This window comes from Profundibacter amoris (genome assembly GCF_003544895.1).
Lineage (GTDB): Bacteria > Pseudomonadota > Alphaproteobacteria > Rhodobacterales > Rhodobacteraceae > Profundibacter > Profundibacter amoris.
Window position 1 is genome coordinate 1,876,591 of sequence record NZ_CP032125.1, and the last position, 18,041, is coordinate 1,894,631.

Below are 18,041 nucleotides of genomic sequence, written 5' to 3' on the forward strand. Positions count from 1 at the left end.
ATCAACAAAAGGCAGCTTCATGGACGGCGACAATCTGGCACGATTGATATATCTGGTTTTACTCGGCAGCGTGATTGCCGGTTATTTTTTCGCGCAAAACCGCAATAATCTGGGCAAAACCGCCCAGCAGGCCGCAGTCTGGGGGCTGATTTTTGTCGGTGCTGTGGCGGTGATCGGCCTATGGGGCGATATCCGCAATTCTGTCATGCCCAGCCAAAGCTATATCGAAGGTCAGGCAACGGTGATCGTGCCCCGCGCAAATGATGGACATTATTACGTCACGCTGGAAGTTGACGGCACGCCGGTGCGCTTTGTCATAGATACCGGCGCCTCCGACGTGGTGCTGACACAGGACGACGCCAGAAAAATCGGCATCGATGTGGACAACCTGTTCTTTGGCGGCATTGCCAACACCGCCAATGGCGAAGTGCGCACCGCGCGGGTCAAACTGCACAACGTCCGGCTGGGCGAAATCACCGATCTGGTTGTATCGGCTTCGGTGAATGCGGGGGAAATGGATACGTCCCTGCTGGGGATGAGCTATCTGCAACGCTATAACAAGATCGAGCTGGGCGGCGGCAAGATGGTGTTGCGGCGGTAAAGGGGGCTTTCTTTTCAAGCGGTTTTCGGCGGATAAACCAGCTTGGGAAGCATAACCACTAAACCGGTTTAATGGTTATGTCGGGCACATCCGAGACCAAGCTATAGAGCTTTGATATTATTATATATTACAAGCCTGGAAAAGACGAATGCACCACCGAATTAAATCGTGCATTCAGCGTTTTGCGACATGGCAATTAAATACCGGCGCGCGCCTAACGCTCGGCTTTCTTTTCCCATTGCCCGCTTTCCTGCGACCAGTATTGCGCCGAACATCCGGCATCGGTCAGCGCCTTCCATTGACTGCGCGCCCGCGTCAGCGCCGTATCATCGTTTCCATCAAACAGGATGCTGACCCGCTCCAGCGGCGCCACTTCTTCGGGACTTACCTCGGCCCCGTCAATCGCCAGAATGGCTGTGGGATTGTTGGCCGCCACAGGGTCAACCGTCAGCAACACCGGCTGCATCGCATCATGGTCTCCCCCCGCCAGCCCGTGCGGCAAAAACCCGTCCTCGCGCCCCAGCCACAGCTTTTCGTCCAGCCATTCCAGCCGTTTCACATCCACCCCGCGCACTGCACAGCGCCAGCCTGCCGCCATGGATTTCTCCAACAGCATTGGCAGCACCATTTCCAGCGGCTGGCGGGTCAGATGATAGAAATAAACCGCGCCCATCAGCCCTCCTGCATGTCGCGGATCAACCGGTCCAAAGCCCTCACGCCCCAGCCGGTTGCGCCCTTGGGGGCCAATGTGCTTTCGGTTTTCAGCGAAGCCGTACCGGCGATGTCCAAATGGATCCAAGGCATGTCATCCTGAATGAACCGTTGCAGGAATTTCGCGGCGGTGATCGAACCCGCCGGGCGTCCGGCACTGTTTTTCATATCGGCAATGCGGGAATCGATCAGCTTGTCATAGCTGTCATCAATCGGCATACGCCATGCGCCTTCGCCCTCGGTTTTCGCGGCCTTCAGGAAGGCGTTGCACAGGGCATCATCATTGGAAAACACGCCGGTGTTGTCATGGCCAAGGCCGACAATGATCGCGCCAGTCAGGGTGGCCAGATTGATCACACCCGTGGGGTTGAACCGGTCCTGCGTGTACCACAGCACATCGGCCAGCACCAGGCGGCCTTCGGCGTCGGTATTGATCACCTCGATCGTGTCGCCCTTCATCGAACGCACCACGTCACCGGGGCGGGTGGCCGCGCCGTCGGGCATGTTTTCCACCAGCCCGACAAGGCCGACAACATTTGCCTTGGCCTTGCGCATGGCCAGCGTGCGCATCACGCCGGACACCACACCGGCACCGCCCATGTCCATGGTCATGTCTTCCATGCCAGCCGCCGGTTTCAGGGAAATCCCGCCGGTGTCAAACACCACGCCCTTGCCAACCAGCGCCAGCGGGGCTGCGCCCTTTTTGCCGCCGTTCCATTGCATCACCACCACTTTCGAGGGGCTGCGCGACCCCTGCCCGACCGACAAAAGCGCCCCCATGCCCAGTTTTTCCAGCTCGGATTCCTCAAGGATTTCCACCTCAAGCCCCAGTTCGTGCATCGCGGCCAGACGGGCGGCAAAATCATCGGTGGTCAGAATATTCGCAGGCTCGTTCACCAGATCACGGGTGAAAAACACACCTTCGGCCACAGCAGCCATCGGCCCCGCCACTGCAGCAACCTCTTCGGGTTTGCTCACCATAAAGGTGGCCGCCCCCCTTGGCTCACTTTCCTTACTTTTGTGGATGTTGAAATCGTAACCACGCAGGGCAAGGCCCAATGAGACCTCGGCCGCCTGCCCCAGATTACCGGCCAGAACCAGCACCAAAGATGTGCCCGCCGATTTGGCAATCGCAGCACCGGCCTTGCGGGCATCCCCTGCTGTCGGGCGGCGTTTCAGTTTCACCACCTGCACCGCATCACATGCCATGCCCGCCGGATAGGCCAGATCACGGGCCTCGGCGGTTTTCAGTTTTTCAAACCCCTCCGATTCCACAAACCGTTTCAGCGCGCCCTTGCACAGCCGGTTCACACGGCGGGCGCATTGGTCCAGCTGGCCCTCGGGGGTGACAAACACCACGACACGGCCCCCGGTCGCGCCGATACTGTCCAGATCAATTTCCTTGAAATCTATGTGGCGGGGATGGGTCATAAGGTCTCTCCTGCTTGTGCGCGAATGGCGGGGTTTTGCCATACCTAGCCTTTGCGCACAGATATTGCCAGATAGCAGTTTCACCCGCCAGTTTTATCGGCTAATCTGCGCGGGATTTGAAATGTTCCCGGGGGGGATTTAACGCGTGGCCAGATTCGACAGATATTTACTGTCGCAACTGATGGTATTTTTCGGCTTTTTCGCCCTTGTTCTGGTCATGGTCTATTGGGTCAACCGGGCGGTTTTGCTGTTTGACCAGCTGATTGCCGATGGCCAGTCGGCAACGGTATTTCTGGAATTCACCGCCCTGACCCTGCCAAATGTGATCCGCATTGTTCTGCCGGTCGCCGCCTTTGCCGGATCGGTCTATGCCACCAACCGCCTGAGTTCGGAAAGCGAACTGGTGGTGGTGCAGGCGATGGGGTTCAGCGGGTTCCGGCTGGCCCGTCCGGTTCTTGTGTTCGGGATGATCGTGGCGTTGTTGACGGGCATCCTGTCGCATATCCTTGTGCCTATTTCTGCCGGACTGCTGGCCGAACGCAGCGCAGAGATCCGCGAAAACATCACCGCGCGGTTCCTGACCGAAGGCGAATTCCTGCATCCGACCGACGGGATCACCTTTTACATCCGCGAAATCAGCCCGCAGGGTGAATTGCTGGATGTGTTCATGTCCGACAGTCGAAATCCCGACAGCCAGGTGATTTACACCGCCAAGAACGCCTTTCTTGTGCGCGAGGAAACGGGGCCGAAGCTGGTGATGTTTGACGGCATGGCGCAAACGCTTGATACAAAAGAAAACCGGCTGTTTACCACCCGTTTTTCCGATTTTTCCTATGATATCGGCGCGTTGATCAATGTTGGCAAACAGGACCGCCGTTCAGTCGGTGAATTGTCGACACGCGAATTGCTTTGGCCCACAGAGGAATTGGCCAAAGAAGTCAAAACAAGCCGCGCCTATCTTCTGTATTCAGGGCACGAACGCTTTGCCCAGCCCCTGCTTGCTGTTGTAACCGCCCTGATCGGGTTTGCGACCTTGCTTATCGGAAACTACAGCCGCTTTGGGGTTATGCGCCAGATATTGGCGGCAATCGTTATTCTGGTTCTGATCAAGGCCCTTGACAGCACAATGGTTCAACTGGCCCAACGCGATGTTAAATTATGGGGGCTGGTCTATGTCCCGGTTCTGGTTGGCCTCTCAATATCAGCCTTATTGCTGTGGTTGTCTGAACGACCTGGGCGTTTGAAACGCATGTTCACCCGTCGTCGCGGGGCAACCGCATGATCCTGTATCGCTATTTCGCTTATCGCTACCTGAAAGCCTTTGCAGGTGTTTTCGGTGTATTTGGCGGCATTATGTTGATGATCGACGTGGTTGAACAGATCAACCGTTTTGACAGCGAAAAGGTGGGGATGCCCGAGGTGATACATTTGTCACTGCTGCACTTGCCCTCGTTGATGTATCCAATCCTGCCGCTGGTGACCATTTTGGCCACGCTGGTGCTGTTCCTTGGATTGGCCCGCAGTTCCGAACTGGTTGTGACGCGCGCGGCAGGCTGGTCGGGAATGCGGGCGCTGGTTGCGCCGGTCGGGGTTGCGCTGGTGTTGGGGGTTTTATCGGTGGCGGTATTCAACCCGATTGTTGCCGCCACATCCAAACAATATGAATCCACCGTCAGCCGCTATGCCACCGGCAAAGAAAGCGTTTTGTCCATCTCGCAAGAAGGGTTGTGGCTGCGCCAAGGCAGCCCCGACGGGCAAACAGTGATCCGCGCAAGCGGCTCCAATCTGGATGGCACCAAACTGGTTGATGTCAGTTTCCTGACGTTCACGGCAAATGGCACGCCAATGACCCGTATCGAGGCAGGCTCGGCCGAACTGACCCCCGGCGCCTGGGTGCTGAAAGACGCAAAGAAATGGCCGCTTCTAAGCAGTGCCAACCCTGAACGCGACGCCAAGCTGTTCGATGTAATGGAAATCCCCAGTGATCTGACCCGCGAAGAAATCCGCGACAGTTTCGGCACGCCCAGCTCGATTCCGATCTGGGAATTACCAGCTTTCATAGACCGGCTGGACCGCGCCGGATTTTCCGCCCGTCAACATCGCGTCTGGCTGCAAAGTGAACTGGCCTTGCCACTGCTGCTGGTTGCGATGGTGCTGGTTGGCGCGGGTTTCACTATGCGCCACACCCGTTTTGGCGGCACCGGCCCGATGGTTCTGGGGGCGCTTCTGATGGGGTTCTCGCTGTTTTTCATCCGTAACTTTGCCCAGGTGCTGGGTGAAAACGGACAACTGCCCGTTTATCTGGCCGCTTGGAGTCCGCCAATTGCAGCAACCCTCTTGGCCTTGGCGCTGATCCTGCATATGGAGGATGGATGACACTACGCGCATTTATCCTGTTGCTACTGGCGACCCTTACCTTCGGGTCCGCTCCGGTTGGCGCACAAACACCTAACTCGGAGGCCGCAACACTGGTGGCCGACAAGGTCTGGGTGGATGGCAAAGACACGCTGACCGCCGAAGGGCATGTGGAAATCCTCTATGGGGCAACCCGCATCAAGGCCAGCCGCATCATCTATTCCGGCACCGACGGCAGCCTGCAAATTGACGGGCCGATCACCCTGATTGATGGCGAAGAAATCCTGATACTGGCCAATAGTGCCCAGATGGACGGGGATCTGCGCAACGGTATCCTGCGCGGCGCGCGAATGGTGCTGAACCAGCAAGTGCAACTGGCCGCAGCCGAAATCAACCGTGTCGACGGGCGCTATACCCAGCTTTACAAAACCGTGGCGTCCAGTTGTCAGGTTTGTGCCAACAACCCTGTCCCGCTGTGGCAGATCAGGGCGCGGCGGATCATCCATGACCAGCTGGAACGCCAGCTGTATTTTGATGACGCGGTGCTGCAAATCGCCGGTGTGCCGGTTTTCTATCTGCCCCGTTTGCGCCTGCCCGACCCGACCCTGAAACGGGCCACAGGGTTTTTGGTGCCGACGTTCAAAAGCACATCCAAACTGGGCTGGGGCATAAAGGTTCCCTATTTTATCAAACTGGGGGATCACGCGGATATTACCCTGACCCCTTACCTAAGCAGTTCGACCACAACGATGGAACTGCGGTTTCGCCGTGCTTTTCGTACAGGGGATATTTCCTTTGATAGCGCCTTTACCCATGATGATCTGCGCCCCGGTCAGGACCGCGGGTATTTCTTTGGCGAGGGGCGGTTCGATCTGCCGCGTGATTTCGTGCTGAAATTCAACATCGAAACCAGCTCGGATCGCGATTACTTGCTGGACTATGGCTATTCCAACAAGGACCGGCTGGAAAGCGGCATTGAACTGGGCCGCGCCCGCCGTGACGAACTGATCGTCGCCGAGGCCCTGCATTACCATTCCCTGCGCAGCACCGAAAACAACGACACCTTGCCGACCGTGGTTGGCAATCTGGTTTATCACCGCCGTTATCATCCGGACAGCATTGGCGGCGAGCTGGGCTTGCGGTTTGATGCCCATAGCCATTACCGCACCTCGTCGCTTGCCGGTGGCAGCGGGCGCGATTTGACACGGGCCAGTTTCAGGCTGGACTGGAAACGCAATTGGACCCTGCGCAACGGCATGGTTGCCGGTGTTCTGGGCGAGGTAAATGCCGATTACTACAAAATCGAACAAGGGCTGCCCGGCGAATTCAACGGCACCCACATCACACCTGCGGCAATGATTGAGCTGCGCTGGCCCTTTGTCAAAACGACACGTCTGGGGGCCTCGCATGTGATCGAGCCTTTGGTGCAACTGGTCTGGACCGACACCAATTCGGTCAATATTCCGGACGAAGACAGCCGTCTGGTGGAATTTGATCAGGCCAATCTGTTTTCCCTGTCCCGTTTCCCCGGCGCTGACCGCTACGAGCGCGGGTTTCGCGCCAATGTCGGGGTGACATGGACCCGTTATGATCCGACCGGCTGGTCCCTGGGTCTGACGGTCGGCCGGATATTTCGGGAAAAGGATCTGGGCCAGTTTCAGGCCAGCACCGGTCTGTCGGGGCAGAACTCGGACTGGCTTGCGGCGGTGCAGTTGCAACTGCGCAATAACCTGACACTGACCAACCGTTCGATTTTCGATAACAAATTCAACTTTGCCAAAAACGAAACCCGCCTGACGTGGCAAACCGCAAAGCTGGGTCTGGGCACCAGTTTCATCTGGATGGAAGCAGAACCCTATGAGGACCGGCCCTACGACACCTCGGAATGGACCTTTGACGCGGCCTATAAACTGGCCCCAAACTGGACCGGAAAGATGGACTGGCGCTATGATTTCAACGCAGGCGAGGCCGCCTATGCCGGTGTTGGTCTGGAATACCGCAGCGAATGTGTGAAGATTGATCTTTCTCTCTCGCGTCGGTTCACATCATCAGGTAGTCTAACCCCGACAACCGACTTCGGGTTGACGGTTTCGCTGACCGGGTTTGGTTCCGGAAACAGCGGCCGGACATCGGCCCGGCGTTGCCAGACGTATAAATAGGAAGCACGACGGATATAATGATGATGCGCATATTGACCCTTTGCCTGACATTCACAGGCCTTGTCCTGACCGGATTAGCAGCGCCTGTTTCGGCGCAAAACCTGTTTTCACCGGCCGTAAAAGTCAACGAACAGGTCGTCACCCAATACGAGGTGCAGCAACGGGCGCGATTCATGACCCTGTTGCGCGCACCGGGCAACGCACAGGAACAGGCCCTGAAAGGGCTGATTGATGAACGGCTGCAAACCGCCGCCGCTGCGGCTGCCGGTATCAACCCGACTGAAGAAGAAGTGCAGGGTGGTATGGAAGAATTCGCCGCACGCGCCAACCTGACGGCCGAACAATTTGTCAAAGCGCTGGCCAGTGGCGGTGTTGCCGCTGAAACATTCCGTGATTTTGTCAAATCCGGTCTGGCATGGCGCAGCCTTATGCGGGCCAAATTCGGCCCCCGTGTTCAGGTCACCGAAGACGAGATCGACCGCGCCATCGCCCAGACATCCAGCAAAGGGGGCTTGCGGGTTTTGCTAAGCGAAATCATCCTGCCGGCCAACACCCCCCAAGCTACAGCCGCCAGCCAGAAACGGGCGGAAAAGATTGCGCAAACAACTTCGCTATCGGTATTTTCGGCCAATGCGCGGCGCTATTCGGCCTCGCCCTCGGCACGGCAAGGGGGCCGTTTGCAGTGGATGCCGCTGTCCAACTTGCCCGCGGCTATTCGCGGCCAGATCCTTGCCCTGTCCCCCGGACAGGTGACCGCACCGATTTCCATCACCAACGGGATTGTGTTGTTCCAGTTGCGCGCCATCGAAGAGACCGATGCGGGGGCCCCCAAGGACCTGTCTCTGGAATATGCGCAGTATTTCATTGCCGGCGGCCAATCGGACGCCGCTTTGAAAGAGGCTGCACGCATCAAAGCCAAGGTTGATACATGTGATGATCTATACGGTATCAACAAGGGCAAACCGGAAGAGTTGTTGCAGATCGATACCCAGCCTGTCTCGCAGGTGCCACAGGACATCGCGCTGGAACTGGCCAAGCTGGACCCGGGCGAGGTTTCGACCCGCCTGACCCGCAACAACGGCCAGACGCTGGTCTTTCTGATGATGTGCGGGCGCACGCCCGAGTTGGGTGAAGATGTGTCGCGCCAAACGATCCGCGCGCAACTGGTGAACCAGCGGCTGCAATCCTATGCAGACGGGTATCTGTCCGAGCTGAAAGCCGACGCAACCATCGTTTACCCATGAGCCGCGCCCCGATTGCGCTGACCTGTGGCGAACCTGCAGGGGTGGGGCCGGAGCTGGCCGTGGCCGCGTGGCAGCGGCTGGGCACGGATTTGCCGTTCTTCCTGATTGGCGACGCGCGGCATTTGCCCGACGGGGTTTGTGCAATTGAAATTGCCGACCCGGCCGAGACCGCTGACGCGGCCCGGCATGGATTGCCCTTGCTGGCGCATGAATTTGCTGCCCCTGCTGTGGCGGGGCAGCCCGCAGCAGAAAATGCCCAAGGGGTGATCGACGTGATCACGCGCGGAGTGGATCTGGTGCAATCGGGGGCGGCCTCGGCCCTGTGCACGGGTCCGATCCACAAGAAGGCGTTAAAGGATGGCGCCGGATTTGCCTTTCCGGGCCATACCGAATTTCTGGCCCATCTGGCGGGGGTCGATCAGGTGGTAATGATGCTGGCTTGCGATCAGTTGCGCGTGGTGCCGGTGACAATCCATATCGCAATCAAGGATGTGCCAACGGCGCTGACCCAAGAATTGCTGGCCGATAATATCCGCATCACCGATGCCGCGCTGCGGCGGGATTTCGGGCTAAAGGCACCGCGCATCGCCGTGGCCGGTCTGAACCCGCACGCGGGCGAAGGCGGGGCAATGGGGATGGAAGAAATCGAAATGATCGCCCCTTTGCTGGAGGAATTGCGCGGCGAAGGGCTGAATATCACCGGCCCCCTGCCCGCCGACACCATGTTCCACGCCCGTGCGCGCGAAGGCTATGATGTGGCGATTTGCATGTATCACGATCAGGCGTTGATCCCGATCAAGACACTGGATTTTGACCGCGGGGTGAATGTCACGCTGGGGCTGCCGTTTATCCGCACGTCGCCCGATCATGGCACGGCGTTTGATATTGCGGGGCAAGGGATTGCCAAACCGGACAGTGTGATCGAGGCGCTGAAGATGGCTGACCGGATGGCGCGGATGCGGGCCGATGGGCAATAGATTCTATGCGCTCCGCGCAGGGGATATTTGGGGAACGGTAATGGAGATGCGGTGTGATGATTGATAGCTTGCCGCCCCTGCGCGAGGTGATTGCCGCCCATGATTTGCAGCCGAAGAAATCGCTGGGGCAGAATTTTCTGCTGGACCTGAACCTGACCGCCAAGATTGCCCGACAGGCGGGGGATTTGTCGGGCTGTGATGTGTTGGAAATCGGCCCCGGCCCCGGCGGTTTGACCCGTGGTTTGCTGGCCGAGGGGGCGCGGCGGGTGCTGGCGGTGGAGAAGGACGCGCGTTGTTTGCCAGCACTCGAGGAGGTGGCGGAGGCCTATCCCGACCGGTTGCAGGTGATCAATGCGGATGCGCTGGAACTGGATGTGTTGGAGCATTTGACGCCGCCGGTGCGGGTGGTGGCGAACCTGCCCTATAATGTAGGCACGGAATTGCTGGTGCGTTGGCTGACACCGAAGGCATGGCCGCCCTATTGGGACAGTCTTACGTTGATGTTCCAGAAAGAGGTGGCACAGCGGATTGTGGCACAACCAGGCGGCAAGGCTTACGGGCGGTTGGCGATCCTGTCGCAATGGCGCTGTGAGGCGCGGATCGTCATGCAACTGCCGCCCGAGGCCTTTACCCCGCCGCCCAAGGTCCATTCGGCGGTGGTGCATTTGCAACGGCTGGAAACCCCGCGATTTGAGGCAGACGCGGCGGTGTTGTCACGGGTGGTGGCGGCAGCGTTCAACCAGCGGCGCAAGATGTTGCGCTCCTCGTTGAAAGGCATATCGCCGGACATCGAGGCGCATTTGGTAGCGGCGGGGATCAAGCCGACCGAACGGGCCGAGCAGGTGCCGATCGAAGGGTTCTGCGCCTTGGCCCGCGAGGTGGCAAAATAAAACCCCGCCGTATCGGGCGGGGTTTTCAATTCATTCAGCAGCTTCGGGCGCTTCCGGCGGGTTGTCCAGCGGATTGACCTTTGGCTTGCGGGTGCGCTTGCGCGGCTTTGGTTTGCTTTCGGGTGTTTCCACCAAGCCGCTATCGGGTTGCTCGATCGCGGCCATATCGGGCTGCGGGGCCGAGGCCGGATCATTTGGCTGACCGGTTTCCTGATCACGACGGGGCGGGGTTGCCTCACGCTCGGGGCGGTTGGCTTCGCGCTCGGCACGCTCGGCGTCGCGCTGTGCCTGCCGTTCGCGTTGCTGGGCCTCATGCGCTTCGCGGCGCGCTTCGGCTTCGCGCATCGCTTCGGTCAGCAGGCGGGTGTAATGTTCGGCATGTTGCTGAAAATTTTCGGCCGCCACCCGGTCATTGGACAAGGTCGCATCACGGGCCAGCTGATTGTATTTGTCGATAATCTGTTGCGGGGTGCCGCGCACTTTACCCTCGGGACCGGAACTGTCAAAAACGCGGTTCTGGTTGTTGCCGTTATTCTGGCGATTGCGGTTTTTATTGCCCCGCGAACGTGATTTGGATGATCTCATGGTTAAATTGTATCCAGCCTAATTTGGGCTAATTCGTTAGGGTCTCTGCCGCGCCTCTTGCGTGGGGTTATTCAAACCGGACCCTTGACGATTTATGGTTACTTGCAAAGGGGGAAGCCGATGTATATCCGCCGCTTTGCAATTTATTGACTAAACATGCCAAGCCCCGATGACAAGTAAAATTTGCAAAACACCGCCTGAATCGGTGTGTTTTCGCCTTATATCGGGCAATTCCTGAAAAAATGTTACGTTAAAACACCAATGACCACACGGTCGCGCCCGTCGATATCCTGCAAGGTGGTGATTCCGTCAAAACCGGCATCTTCAAACAGGCTGCTAACGGCACCGGCCTGCGTCGGGCCGATCTCGACCAGCAGGCGCCCTTGCGGGTTCAGGTGCTGCGCGGCGTTGGCCGTAATCACCCGATAAGCGTCCAGCCCGTCCCCGCCCGGGGTCAGCGCGATCAGCGGTTCCCAGTTGCGCACCTCGGGGGACAGGGCGGGCATTTCATCGGCCGCAATATAGGGCGGGTTCGAGACGATCAGATCAAAGCGCCCGTCGATATTGTCGAACCAGTCGGAACGGATAAAACTGGTGCGTTTTTCCAGCCCCAGCCGTGTGGCGTTCTGTTCGGCGATGTTCAGGGCGGCGGGGCTGGTATCGCTCCCCTGCCCTGTGGCCGATCCGTTTTCGGCCAGCAGGGACAGCAGGATACAGCCCGATCCTGTGCCAAGGTCCAGCACGGTTTCAAAGGGGGCAGCCAGCGCGGTTTCCACCAGCAGTTCGGTCTCGGGGCGCGGGTCCAGCACATCGGCGGTGACGATGAAGTCGCGGCTGAAAAATTCGCGGGTGCCGATGATGTGCGAAACGGGCTTGCGGGCGCAACGTTCGTCGATTGCCATGGAAAAGCGGATCATCACATCATTGCCCACCTCGTCAGGCAGAACCAGCGTCAGCCGCCCGCGATCAATGCCCAAAGCATGGGCCATCAGGATGCGTGCATCATTGGCGGCATCAGGCACATCGGCGGCGCGCAGGGCCTGAATGGCGGCGGTCAGCGCCTCGTTAACCGTCATTGTTCCATCTCGGCCAGCAACGTGGCCTGTGCGTCGGCCTGAAGCGCGTCGATGATTTCGTCCAGATCACCCTGCATCACTGCATCCAGTTTATAAAGCGTCAGGTTGATCCGGTGGTCCGACACGCGCCCTTGCGGAAAATTATAGGTGCGGATGCGTTCCGAGCGGTCGCCCGACCCTACCTGGCTTTTGCGATCGGCCGAGCGTTCGTCATCCACCCGCTGGCGTTCCAGATCGTAAAGGCGGGTTTTCATCACCTGCATGGCGATTTCGCGGTTGCGGTGCTGGGATTTTTCACTGCTGACCACGATAATGCCGGTCGGAATATGCAAAATCCGCACGGCGGAATCGGTGGTGTTGACGTGCTGGCCACCGGCCCCCGAGGCGCGCATGGTGTCGATCCGCAAGTCATTCGGGTCAATCTGGATGTCCACATCCTCGGCTTCGGGCAACACGGCCACGGTGGCGGCCGATGTATGCACCCGCCCGCCGCTTTCGGTGGTTGGCACACGCTGCACGCGGTGCACGCCGGATTCGTATTTCAGGCGGGCAAAGACGCCATCGCCCTGCACATGGGCGATCACCTCTTTGATGCCGCCCAATTCTGTGATGTTTTGCTCGATGATCTCGAATTTCCAGCCATGGTTCGCGGCGTAGTTCTGATACATCCGCAGCAGATCACCGGCAAACAACGCGGCCTCGTCTCCGCCGGTACCGGGGCGGATCTCGATCATCGCGGGGCGGGCGTCGGCGGCGTCCTTGGGCAGCAGGGACAGTTGCAGCGCCTGTTCGACCACCGGCAGGCGTTCGCGCAGGGCGGGCAGCTCTTCCTCGGCCAGCTCTTTCATTTCGGGATCGGCCAGCATCGCTTCGGCCTCTTCCAGATCGGACAAAAGCTGGCGGTATTCCACCACCTGTTCGACCACCGGCTTCAGGTCGGAATATTCACGCGCCAGCACGGCAATATCAGCCCCCGCGTCGCCTTGGGCCATCTGCGCTTCCAGAAACTCGAACCGCTGGGTGATTTGCATAAGTTTATCTAAAGGAACCATGCGGCTGTCTTGCCTGCCGGATGTGATTTGGTCAAGGGGCGGTTTTGTGATATAATGAGGTATGAAAAAAATTGCCTTTATTCTGGCGGTTTTAGCCGCCCCCGCTTTTGCCGACGTGGTTGGTCCCGGAGGCAAGGTGATCGATTGTTTTTGCACCGACCAAAAAGGGGAACGCGTTGAATTGGGCCAGACCATCTGTCTGGAGGTCGGTGGGCGCCGTTTTACCGCCCGTTGCGAGATGTCCCTGAACAACCCGATGTGGCGCGAACAGCAAGAGGGCTGTGTGTCATCCAGCCTGATCGAGCGCTTCCAGCGTCTTGACCCAACCGCGCAGCCGCTTGGCGTTAACCCCAAAATCTGACCGGCCATAGCGCAGGCGGCCAAACAGGGTGACACGGCTGCCTTGTTCGTTTTGCGTCACAGTAATAGTGGTGTAATCGGGGAAACCGAAGACCAGCGAGCGGGTGACAAAAGTAATCATCCCTTCCTTGACACTGCCCGCCAGATATTTGGTGCGTGGAGTGGACTGGATAACCTGTTGCAGCATTTGCCACATCTGTTCCGGATCGGCGTTGAAATCGGCGACAAACAGCGCACTTCCCTGCCCGATCACCGGGGAGTCTGGCGTGGCCCCTGATGGTGGCGCCACATGCACCAGCGCCACGTCGTCCGGCGCAAGCCTGATGTAAACCAGCCCCGAAAGGGCGACCATCAGCAACAGCCATGCGGTATTGATGGCGGTTTTGCGGATCATCCCCTTGCCCTCTTGTTCCAGGCCCATAGACACATCAATTCGGTCGCCACATGCGCGCCCGCAATCGCGGTGGCGCCCGTTGTGTCAAAGGGCGGCGAGACCTCGACCACATCACCGCCCACCATGTTGATCCCCGCCAGATCGCGCAGGATAATGGATGCCTGCGCACTGCTCAGCCCACCCCAGACGGGTGTGCCGGTTCCGGGCGCAAAAGCCGGATCCAGACCGTCGATATCAAAGGTCAGGTATGTCTGGTAATCCCCTAATATCGCTTTGATTTTCTGTGCCGTGGCTTGCGGCCCGATGCTATGCACCTCGCGTGCATCGATGATGTTCACACCCAATGTATCCTCGTTGGTGGTGCGGATGCCGACCTGCACGCTGCGTTTCGGATCAATCAGCCCTTCCTTCACCGCCTTGTAGAACATCGTGCCATGATCAACGCGGGACATGTCGTCGTCACGCCATGTATCGGTATGGGCATCGAATTGCAGCAGCGATAGCGGCCCGAACTTCGCCGCATAAGCCCTTAATATCGGGAAAGAAATATAGTGATCCCCGCCCAGACACAACGAGGATACGCCGGCGTCCAGTATCCCTGTGATATGCGCGGTCAGCGCCGCCGGAAATGACGGAATATCGGCATAATCAAATGCCAGATCGCCATAATCGACCACGTTATACTCGCTGACCGGATCAATATCCCAGCCATAGGGCGCATCGGGCGCCTGCAAGGCGCTGGCCTCGCGGATGGCCCGTGGTCCCAGCCGTGTACCGGGCCGGTTGGTCACGGCCTGATCAAACGGCACACCGGTTACCGCCAGATCAACGCCGCTCAGATCTTTGGTATAGGACCGGCGCAGAAACGACGTGACCCCGCCAAAGGTGTTTTCAAACGACGGCCCCTTGTGCCCCCCCGCCTGAATCGCCGTATCCACCTGATTTTTCGCGTCTTCCAGTGCCATGTTACGCCCCTTTCACCGGCTGGCGCGTTTCCACCATGCGGGCGAAAAACGATGCCCCGATCGGGGAAATCTCGTCGTTGAAATCATAGCCGGTGTTATGCACCCCCGGCCCCGCGCCCTGCCCCAAAAACAGATAGGCACCGGGGCGGTGTTCCAGCATATATGAGAAATCCTCGGCCCCCATTTCGGGCTGCTGGTCGGCCACCACATTGTCGGCACCGGATATTTCCGCCGCCACTTTGGCCGCCACAGCCACCTTTTCGGCGTCATTCACCGTGGCCGGATAGCCGATGTTATAGGTCAGCGACACCTCGACATCATAAGCCGCCGCCACCCCCTCGCAGATCGCCTTCAGGCGCTTTTGCACCATGGCCTGCACGTCCTTTTCAAATGTACGCACCGTGCCGCCGACAAAGGCAACCTCGGGGATGATATTATCCGCACTGCCGGTGTGGATTTGCGTCACCGACACCACCAGTTCCTTGCGGGTGTCCAGATTGCGGCTGACGATGGTCTGGATCGCACTTGCCACGGCCACAGCCGCCACCACCGGATCGCGGGTGTCCTGCGGATAGGCGCCATGCCCGCCCAAGCCTTTGATATTGATTTCAAAATCATCCACCGCCGCCATGATCGGCCCCGGCGTGGTGGAAAACTGCCCGACCGGCAGCTCGGGGATATTGTGCAGGGCGTAAACCTCGCCAATGCCGAATTTCTCCATGATGCCTTCGTCACACATCACCTCGCCACCGCCGCCGCCTTCTTCGGCTGGCTGGAAAATCAGCGCCACGCGGCCGGAAAAATTGCGTGTTTCCGCCAGATAGCGCGCCGCGCCCAGCAGCATCGTGGTGTGCCCGTCATGGCCACAGGCGTGCATCCGGCCATCGATCTTCGAGGCATAGTCCAGCCCCGTTTCCTCGGGCATCGGCAGCGCATCCATATCCGCCCTTAGACCAATCGTCGGCCCATCGCCCTGCCCGTTGATGATCGCCACAAGGCCGGTGGTCGCAATCCCCTCGTGAACCTCGTCCACCCCGAATTCGCGCAGCCGCTCGGCCACAAACTTCGCCGTTTCATAACATTCAAACCCCAGTTCCGGGTTTTCATGCAGATGCCGCCGCCAGCCTTGCATATCCTTGGTGAATTCGGCGATCCGGTTGACGATGGGCATTGCTGGACTCCTTGCCATGCTTGGTGTGTAACTACCTGCACAGTTTCCCCAGATTTGGCGACAGCGCAATGAAAAACGATGACCTGATCCACAACCCTGACGGCGGCATCCCCCGCCTGCTGGAAATCATGCGCCGGCTGCGCGATCCAAAAACCGGCTGCCCGTGGGATATCGAACAGGATTTCGCCAGCATCGCGCCCTACACGATTGAAGAAGCCTACGAGGTGGCCGATGCCATCGAACGTGGCGATATGGCTGATCTCGAGGGTGAATTGGGCGATCTGCTGCTACAGGTCGTCTATCACACCACAATGGGCGAAGAAGCGGGGCATTTCACCTTTGAATCCGTCACCCGCGCCATTGCCGACAAAATGGTTGCCCGCCATCCGCATGTGTTCGGCGATGAAAGCCGCGATAAATCCGCCGAACAGCAAACCGCCGACTGGGAGGCAATCAAGGCCAAAGAGCGTGCCGGCAAATCAGAACGCGGCACGCTGGACGGGGTCGCGATCGGCCTGCCCGCCCTGTTGCGGGCGTTGAAACTGCAAAAACGCGCCGCCCGTGTGGGGTTCGACTGGCCCTCGACCACCGACGTGCTGGACAAAATTGTCGAGGAATCCCGCGAATTGGTCGAGGCAAAGGAAACCCTGCCTCAGGAAAAAATCGAGGAAGAATACGGTGATCTGTTATTCGTGATGGCCAACCTTGGTCGTCACCTTGGCCTTGATCCCGAAGCCGCCCTGCGCCGCGCCAACGCCAAATTCACCCGCCGGTTCGAAGCGATCGAAGCCAAACTGACCGAACGCGGCAAAACCCCGTCCCAATCCGATCTGGCGGAAATGGATGCGCTGTGGGATCAGGTCAAAGCCGAAGAATAGCCCCATTACCGTTCCCCAAATATCCCCCGCGCGGCAGCGCATAAAAGTTACCTTACTTTTTTAATCAGGTATTGACCTGACAGTTTTACTCGGCTTTAACACCCCCATCACTCAACTGATGGAGACGCCCATGTTCACCCCCCTGCGCACCGCCCTTCTGGCCACCTTCGCATTGACCACCCCTGCAATGGCCGAGGTCAACATCTACTCCTACCGCCAACCCGAGCTGATCCAGCCCCTGATGGACAGGTTCACCGAAGAAACCGGCATCCCTGTCAACATTGCCTTTCTGAAAAAGGGCATGATCGAAAAACTCCGCGCCGAGGGCAAACGCTCGCCGGCCGATCTGATCTTTACCGTCGATATCGCCCGCCTCTCGGCCGTGGTGAATGCCGATCTGGCCCAGCCGGTGACTTCCGACATCCTGACCGCCAACATCCCCGCCGACCTGCGCGACCCCGATAACCGGTGGTTCGGCCTGACCACCCGCGCCCGCGTGGTGTTCGCCTCGAAAGAGCGCGCACCTGAAGGCGTGGCCACCTATGACGAACTGGCCGATCCTAAATGGCAGGGCCGCATCTGCACCCGTTCGGGAACCCACGCCTATACCGTGGCGCTGGTCTCGGCCGCGATCTATCACATGGGCGAAGACGGTGCGAAAACATGGCTGCAGGGGGTCAAAGCCAATCTGGCCCGCAAACCGCAAGGCAACGACCGCGCGCAGGTCAAGGCGGTCTGGGCCGGTGAATGCGACATCGCCCTTGGCAACACCTATTACATGGGCAAAATGCTGGGCAATCCGGAACAGGTGCCCTGGGCCGATAGCGTCAACGTGGTGTTTCCGGCATTCAAGGATGGCGGCACCCATGTGAATGTCTCGGGCATGGCGCTGGCCAAATTCGCCCCCCACAGGGATGACGCGATCAAACTGATGGAATTCCTCGCCTCACCCGAAGCACAGGAAATCTATGCCGAGCAGAACTTTGAATACCCCGTCGCTCCCGGGACCAAGCCCAGCGAACTTGTGGCCAGCTGGGGCACATTCACCCCCGACCCCGTTAACCTGATGGACATCGCCAAACTGCGCCCTGCTGCCTTGCGGATCATACAGGAGGTCGATTTCGACGGCTGACCGCCCCTTCTTCTTGCCCTAAATACCTGCGCCGCAGGCCAGCGCCGCCCCCATCAGGGG

Annotated in this window: 18 protein-coding genes; 10 read left to right on the forward strand and 8 right to left on the reverse strand. The window is 59.0% G+C overall.

Features of this window, described 5'->3' with window-relative positions; genetic code table 11:
* The first annotated feature begins 19 nt into the window (after window positions 1-19).
* Window positions 20-601, forward strand: coding sequence for a retropepsin-like aspartic protease family protein (locus BAR1_RS09360; protein ID WP_118942774.1), 582 nt, complete (start codon window positions 20-22; stop codon window positions 599-601).
* Between the two features lie 214 nt (window positions 602-815).
* Here the strand turns inward: BAR1_RS09360 and BAR1_RS09365 are convergent, their stop codons facing one another.
* Window positions 816-1,274, reverse strand: coding sequence for a DNA polymerase III subunit chi (locus tag BAR1_RS09365; RefSeq protein WP_118942775.1), 459 nt, complete (start codon window positions 1,272-1,274; stop codon window positions 816-818).
* Window positions 1,274-2,743 (reverse strand): leucyl aminopeptidase, encoded by a 1,470-nt coding sequence (locus tag BAR1_RS09370; RefSeq protein ID WP_118942776.1) that lies wholly within the window; start codon window positions 2,741-2,743, stop codon window positions 1,274-1,276. The genes BAR1_RS09365 and BAR1_RS09370 overlap by 1 nt, the downstream gene beginning before the upstream one ends.
* A gap of 145 nt (window positions 2,744-2,888) precedes the next feature.
* On the opposite strand from BAR1_RS09370, the gene lptF reads away from it, so the two are divergent.
* Genes lptF through rsmA form a run of 6 tightly spaced genes read left to right on the forward strand, consistent with a single transcriptional unit; the run spans window position 2,889 to window position 10,368 of the window.
* Complete coding sequence (lptF, locus tag BAR1_RS09375) at window positions 2,889-4,025, forward strand: LPS export ABC transporter permease LptF (protein WP_118942777.1); 1,137 nt, start codon at window positions 2,889-2,891, stop codon at window positions 4,023-4,025.
* Entirely contained in the window at window positions 4,022-5,119 is a 1,098-nt protein-coding gene (lptG, locus tag BAR1_RS09380) for an LPS export ABC transporter permease LptG (protein WP_118942778.1), read from the forward strand. The genes lptF and lptG overlap by 4 nt, the downstream gene beginning before the upstream one ends.
* On the forward strand, window positions 5,116-7,257 hold the full coding sequence (locus tag BAR1_RS09385) for an LPS-assembly protein LptD (protein WP_118942779.1): 2,142 nt from the start codon (window positions 5,116-5,118) through the stop codon (window positions 7,255-7,257). Before lptG ends, BAR1_RS09385 begins: the two co-directional genes overlap by 4 nt.
* 20 nt (window positions 7,258-7,277) lie before the next feature.
* On the forward strand, window positions 7,278-8,501 hold the full coding sequence (locus tag BAR1_RS09390; protein WP_267128373.1) for a peptidylprolyl isomerase: 1,224 nt from the start codon (window positions 7,278-7,280) through the stop codon (window positions 8,499-8,501).
* The gene (pdxA, locus tag BAR1_RS09395; RefSeq protein ID WP_118942780.1) at window positions 8,498-9,478 is read left to right on the forward strand and encodes a 4-hydroxythreonine-4-phosphate dehydrogenase PdxA; all 981 of its coding nucleotides are present in this window, start codon (window positions 8,498-8,500) and stop codon (window positions 9,476-9,478) included. The genes BAR1_RS09390 and pdxA overlap by 4 nt, the downstream gene beginning before the upstream one ends.
* Window positions 9,479-9,534: 56 nt before the next feature.
* Complete coding sequence (gene rsmA, locus BAR1_RS09400) at window positions 9,535-10,368, forward strand: 16S rRNA (adenine(1518)-N(6)/adenine(1519)-N(6))-dimethyltransferase RsmA (RefSeq protein WP_118942781.1); 834 nt, start codon at window positions 9,535-9,537, stop codon at window positions 10,366-10,368.
* A 30-nt stretch (window positions 10,369-10,398) separates the two neighbouring features.
* On the opposite strand, the gene BAR1_RS09405 is transcribed toward rsmA, so the two are convergent.
* From BAR1_RS09405 to prfA, 3 genes are all read right to left on the reverse strand, one after another.
* Entirely contained in the window at window positions 10,399-10,953 is a 555-nt protein-coding gene (locus BAR1_RS09405) for a DUF4167 domain-containing protein (RefSeq protein ID WP_118942782.1), read from the reverse strand.
* Between the two features lie 245 nt (window positions 10,954-11,198).
* Complete coding sequence (gene prmC, locus BAR1_RS09410) at window positions 11,199-12,029, reverse strand: peptide chain release factor N(5)-glutamine methyltransferase (protein ID WP_118942783.1); 831 nt, start codon at window positions 12,027-12,029, stop codon at window positions 11,199-11,201.
* Window positions 12,026-13,081: a peptide chain release factor 1 gene (gene prfA, locus BAR1_RS09415; protein ID WP_118942784.1), complete on the reverse strand. Its 1,056-nt coding sequence runs from the start codon at window positions 13,079-13,081 to the stop codon at window positions 12,026-12,028. Before prfA ends, prmC begins: the two co-directional genes overlap by 4 nt.
* A 61-nt stretch (window positions 13,082-13,142) precedes the next feature.
* Here prfA and BAR1_RS09420 point away from each other — a divergent pair, with 61 nt between their 5' ends.
* Window positions 13,143-13,442, forward strand: coding sequence for a hypothetical protein (locus BAR1_RS09420; protein WP_118942785.1), 300 nt, complete (start codon window positions 13,143-13,145; stop codon window positions 13,440-13,442).
* On the opposite strand, the gene BAR1_RS09425 is transcribed toward BAR1_RS09420, so the two are convergent.
* From BAR1_RS09425 to BAR1_RS09435, 3 genes are read right to left on the reverse strand one after another with little or no spacing between them, the layout of a single operon-like run.
* The gene (locus BAR1_RS09425) at window positions 13,368-13,835 is read right to left on the reverse strand and encodes a DUF1499 domain-containing protein (protein ID WP_118944417.1); all 468 of its coding nucleotides are present in this window, start codon (window positions 13,833-13,835) and stop codon (window positions 13,368-13,370) included. The genes BAR1_RS09420 and BAR1_RS09425 overlap by 75 nt on opposite strands.
* Window positions 13,832-14,800, reverse strand: coding sequence for an agmatinase (gene speB, locus BAR1_RS09430; protein ID WP_118942786.1), 969 nt, complete (start codon window positions 14,798-14,800; stop codon window positions 13,832-13,834). Before speB ends, BAR1_RS09425 begins: the two co-directional genes overlap by 4 nt.
* 1 nt (window position 14,801) lies before the next feature.
* Window positions 14,802-15,971 (reverse strand): M20 aminoacylase family protein, encoded by a 1,170-nt coding sequence (locus tag BAR1_RS09435; protein WP_118942787.1) that lies wholly within the window; start codon window positions 15,969-15,971, stop codon window positions 14,802-14,804.
* Window positions 15,972-16,039: 68 nt separating this feature from the next.
* On the opposite strand from BAR1_RS09435, the gene mazG reads away from it, so the two are divergent.
* Both mazG and BAR1_RS09445 read left to right on the forward strand, forming a co-directional pair.
* Window positions 16,040-16,849 carry a nucleoside triphosphate pyrophosphohydrolase gene (gene mazG, locus BAR1_RS09440; protein WP_118942788.1) on the forward strand — a complete coding sequence of 270 codons (810 nt, stop codon included), beginning with the start codon at window positions 16,040-16,042 and terminating at the stop codon, window positions 16,847-16,849.
* A 130-nt stretch (window positions 16,850-16,979) separates the two neighbouring features.
* A complete protein-coding gene (locus BAR1_RS09445) occupies window positions 16,980-17,981 on the forward strand; it encodes a Fe(3+) ABC transporter substrate-binding protein (RefSeq protein ID WP_118942789.1) in 1,002 nt (333 codons plus the stop codon).
* Window positions 17,982-18,041 lie beyond the last annotated feature (60 nt).

Coding starts and splice junctions, on each gene's coding strand:
- BAR1_RS09435 (WP_118942787.1), bottom strand. CDS start 15,971: ATGCCCATCGTCAACCGGATCGCCGAATTCACCAAGGATATGCAAGGC.
- speB (WP_118942786.1), bottom strand. CDS start 14,800: ATGGCACTGGAAGACGCGAAAAATCAGGTGGATACGGCGATTCAGGCG.
- BAR1_RS09445 (WP_118942789.1), top strand. CDS start 16,980: ATGTTCACCCCCCTGCGCACCGCCCTTCTGGCCACCTTCGCATTGACC.
- BAR1_RS09420 (WP_118942785.1), top strand. CDS start 13,143: ATGAAAAAAATTGCCTTTATTCTGGCGGTTTTAGCCGCCCCCGCTTTT.
- BAR1_RS09360 (WP_118942774.1), top strand. CDS start 20: ATGGACGGCGACAATCTGGCACGATTGATATATCTGGTTTTACTCGGC.
- BAR1_RS09405 (WP_118942782.1), bottom strand. CDS start 10,953: ATGAGATCATCCAAATCACGTTCGCGGGGCAATAAAAACCGCAATCGC.
- BAR1_RS09370 (WP_118942776.1), bottom strand. CDS start 2,743: ATGACCCATCCCCGCCACATAGATTTCAAGGAAATTGATCTGGACAGT.
- BAR1_RS09365 (WP_118942775.1), bottom strand. CDS start 1,274: ATGGGCGCGGTTTATTTCTATCATCTGACCCGCCAGCCGCTGGAAATG.
- BAR1_RS09390 (WP_267128373.1), top strand. CDS start 7,278: ATGATGCGCATATTGACCCTTTGCCTGACATTCACAGGCCTTGTCCTG.
- BAR1_RS09425 (WP_118944417.1), bottom strand. CDS start 13,835: ATGATCCGCAAAACCGCCATCAATACCGCATGGCTGTTGCTGATGGTC.
- rsmA (WP_118942781.1), top strand. CDS start 9,535: ATGATTGATAGCTTGCCGCCCCTGCGCGAGGTGATTGCCGCCCATGAT.
- pdxA (WP_118942780.1), top strand. CDS start 8,498: ATGAGCCGCGCCCCGATTGCGCTGACCTGTGGCGAACCTGCAGGGGTG.
- lptG (WP_118942778.1), top strand. CDS start 4,022: ATGATCCTGTATCGCTATTTCGCTTATCGCTACCTGAAAGCCTTTGCA.
- prfA (WP_118942784.1), bottom strand. CDS start 13,081: ATGGTTCCTTTAGATAAACTTATGCAAATCACCCAGCGGTTCGAGTTT.
- BAR1_RS09385 (WP_118942779.1), top strand. CDS start 5,116: ATGACACTACGCGCATTTATCCTGTTGCTACTGGCGACCCTTACCTTC.
- prmC (WP_118942783.1), bottom strand. CDS start 12,029: ATGACGGTTAACGAGGCGCTGACCGCCGCCATTCAGGCCCTGCGCGCC.
- mazG (WP_118942788.1), top strand. CDS start 16,040: ATGAAAAACGATGACCTGATCCACAACCCTGACGGCGGCATCCCCCGC.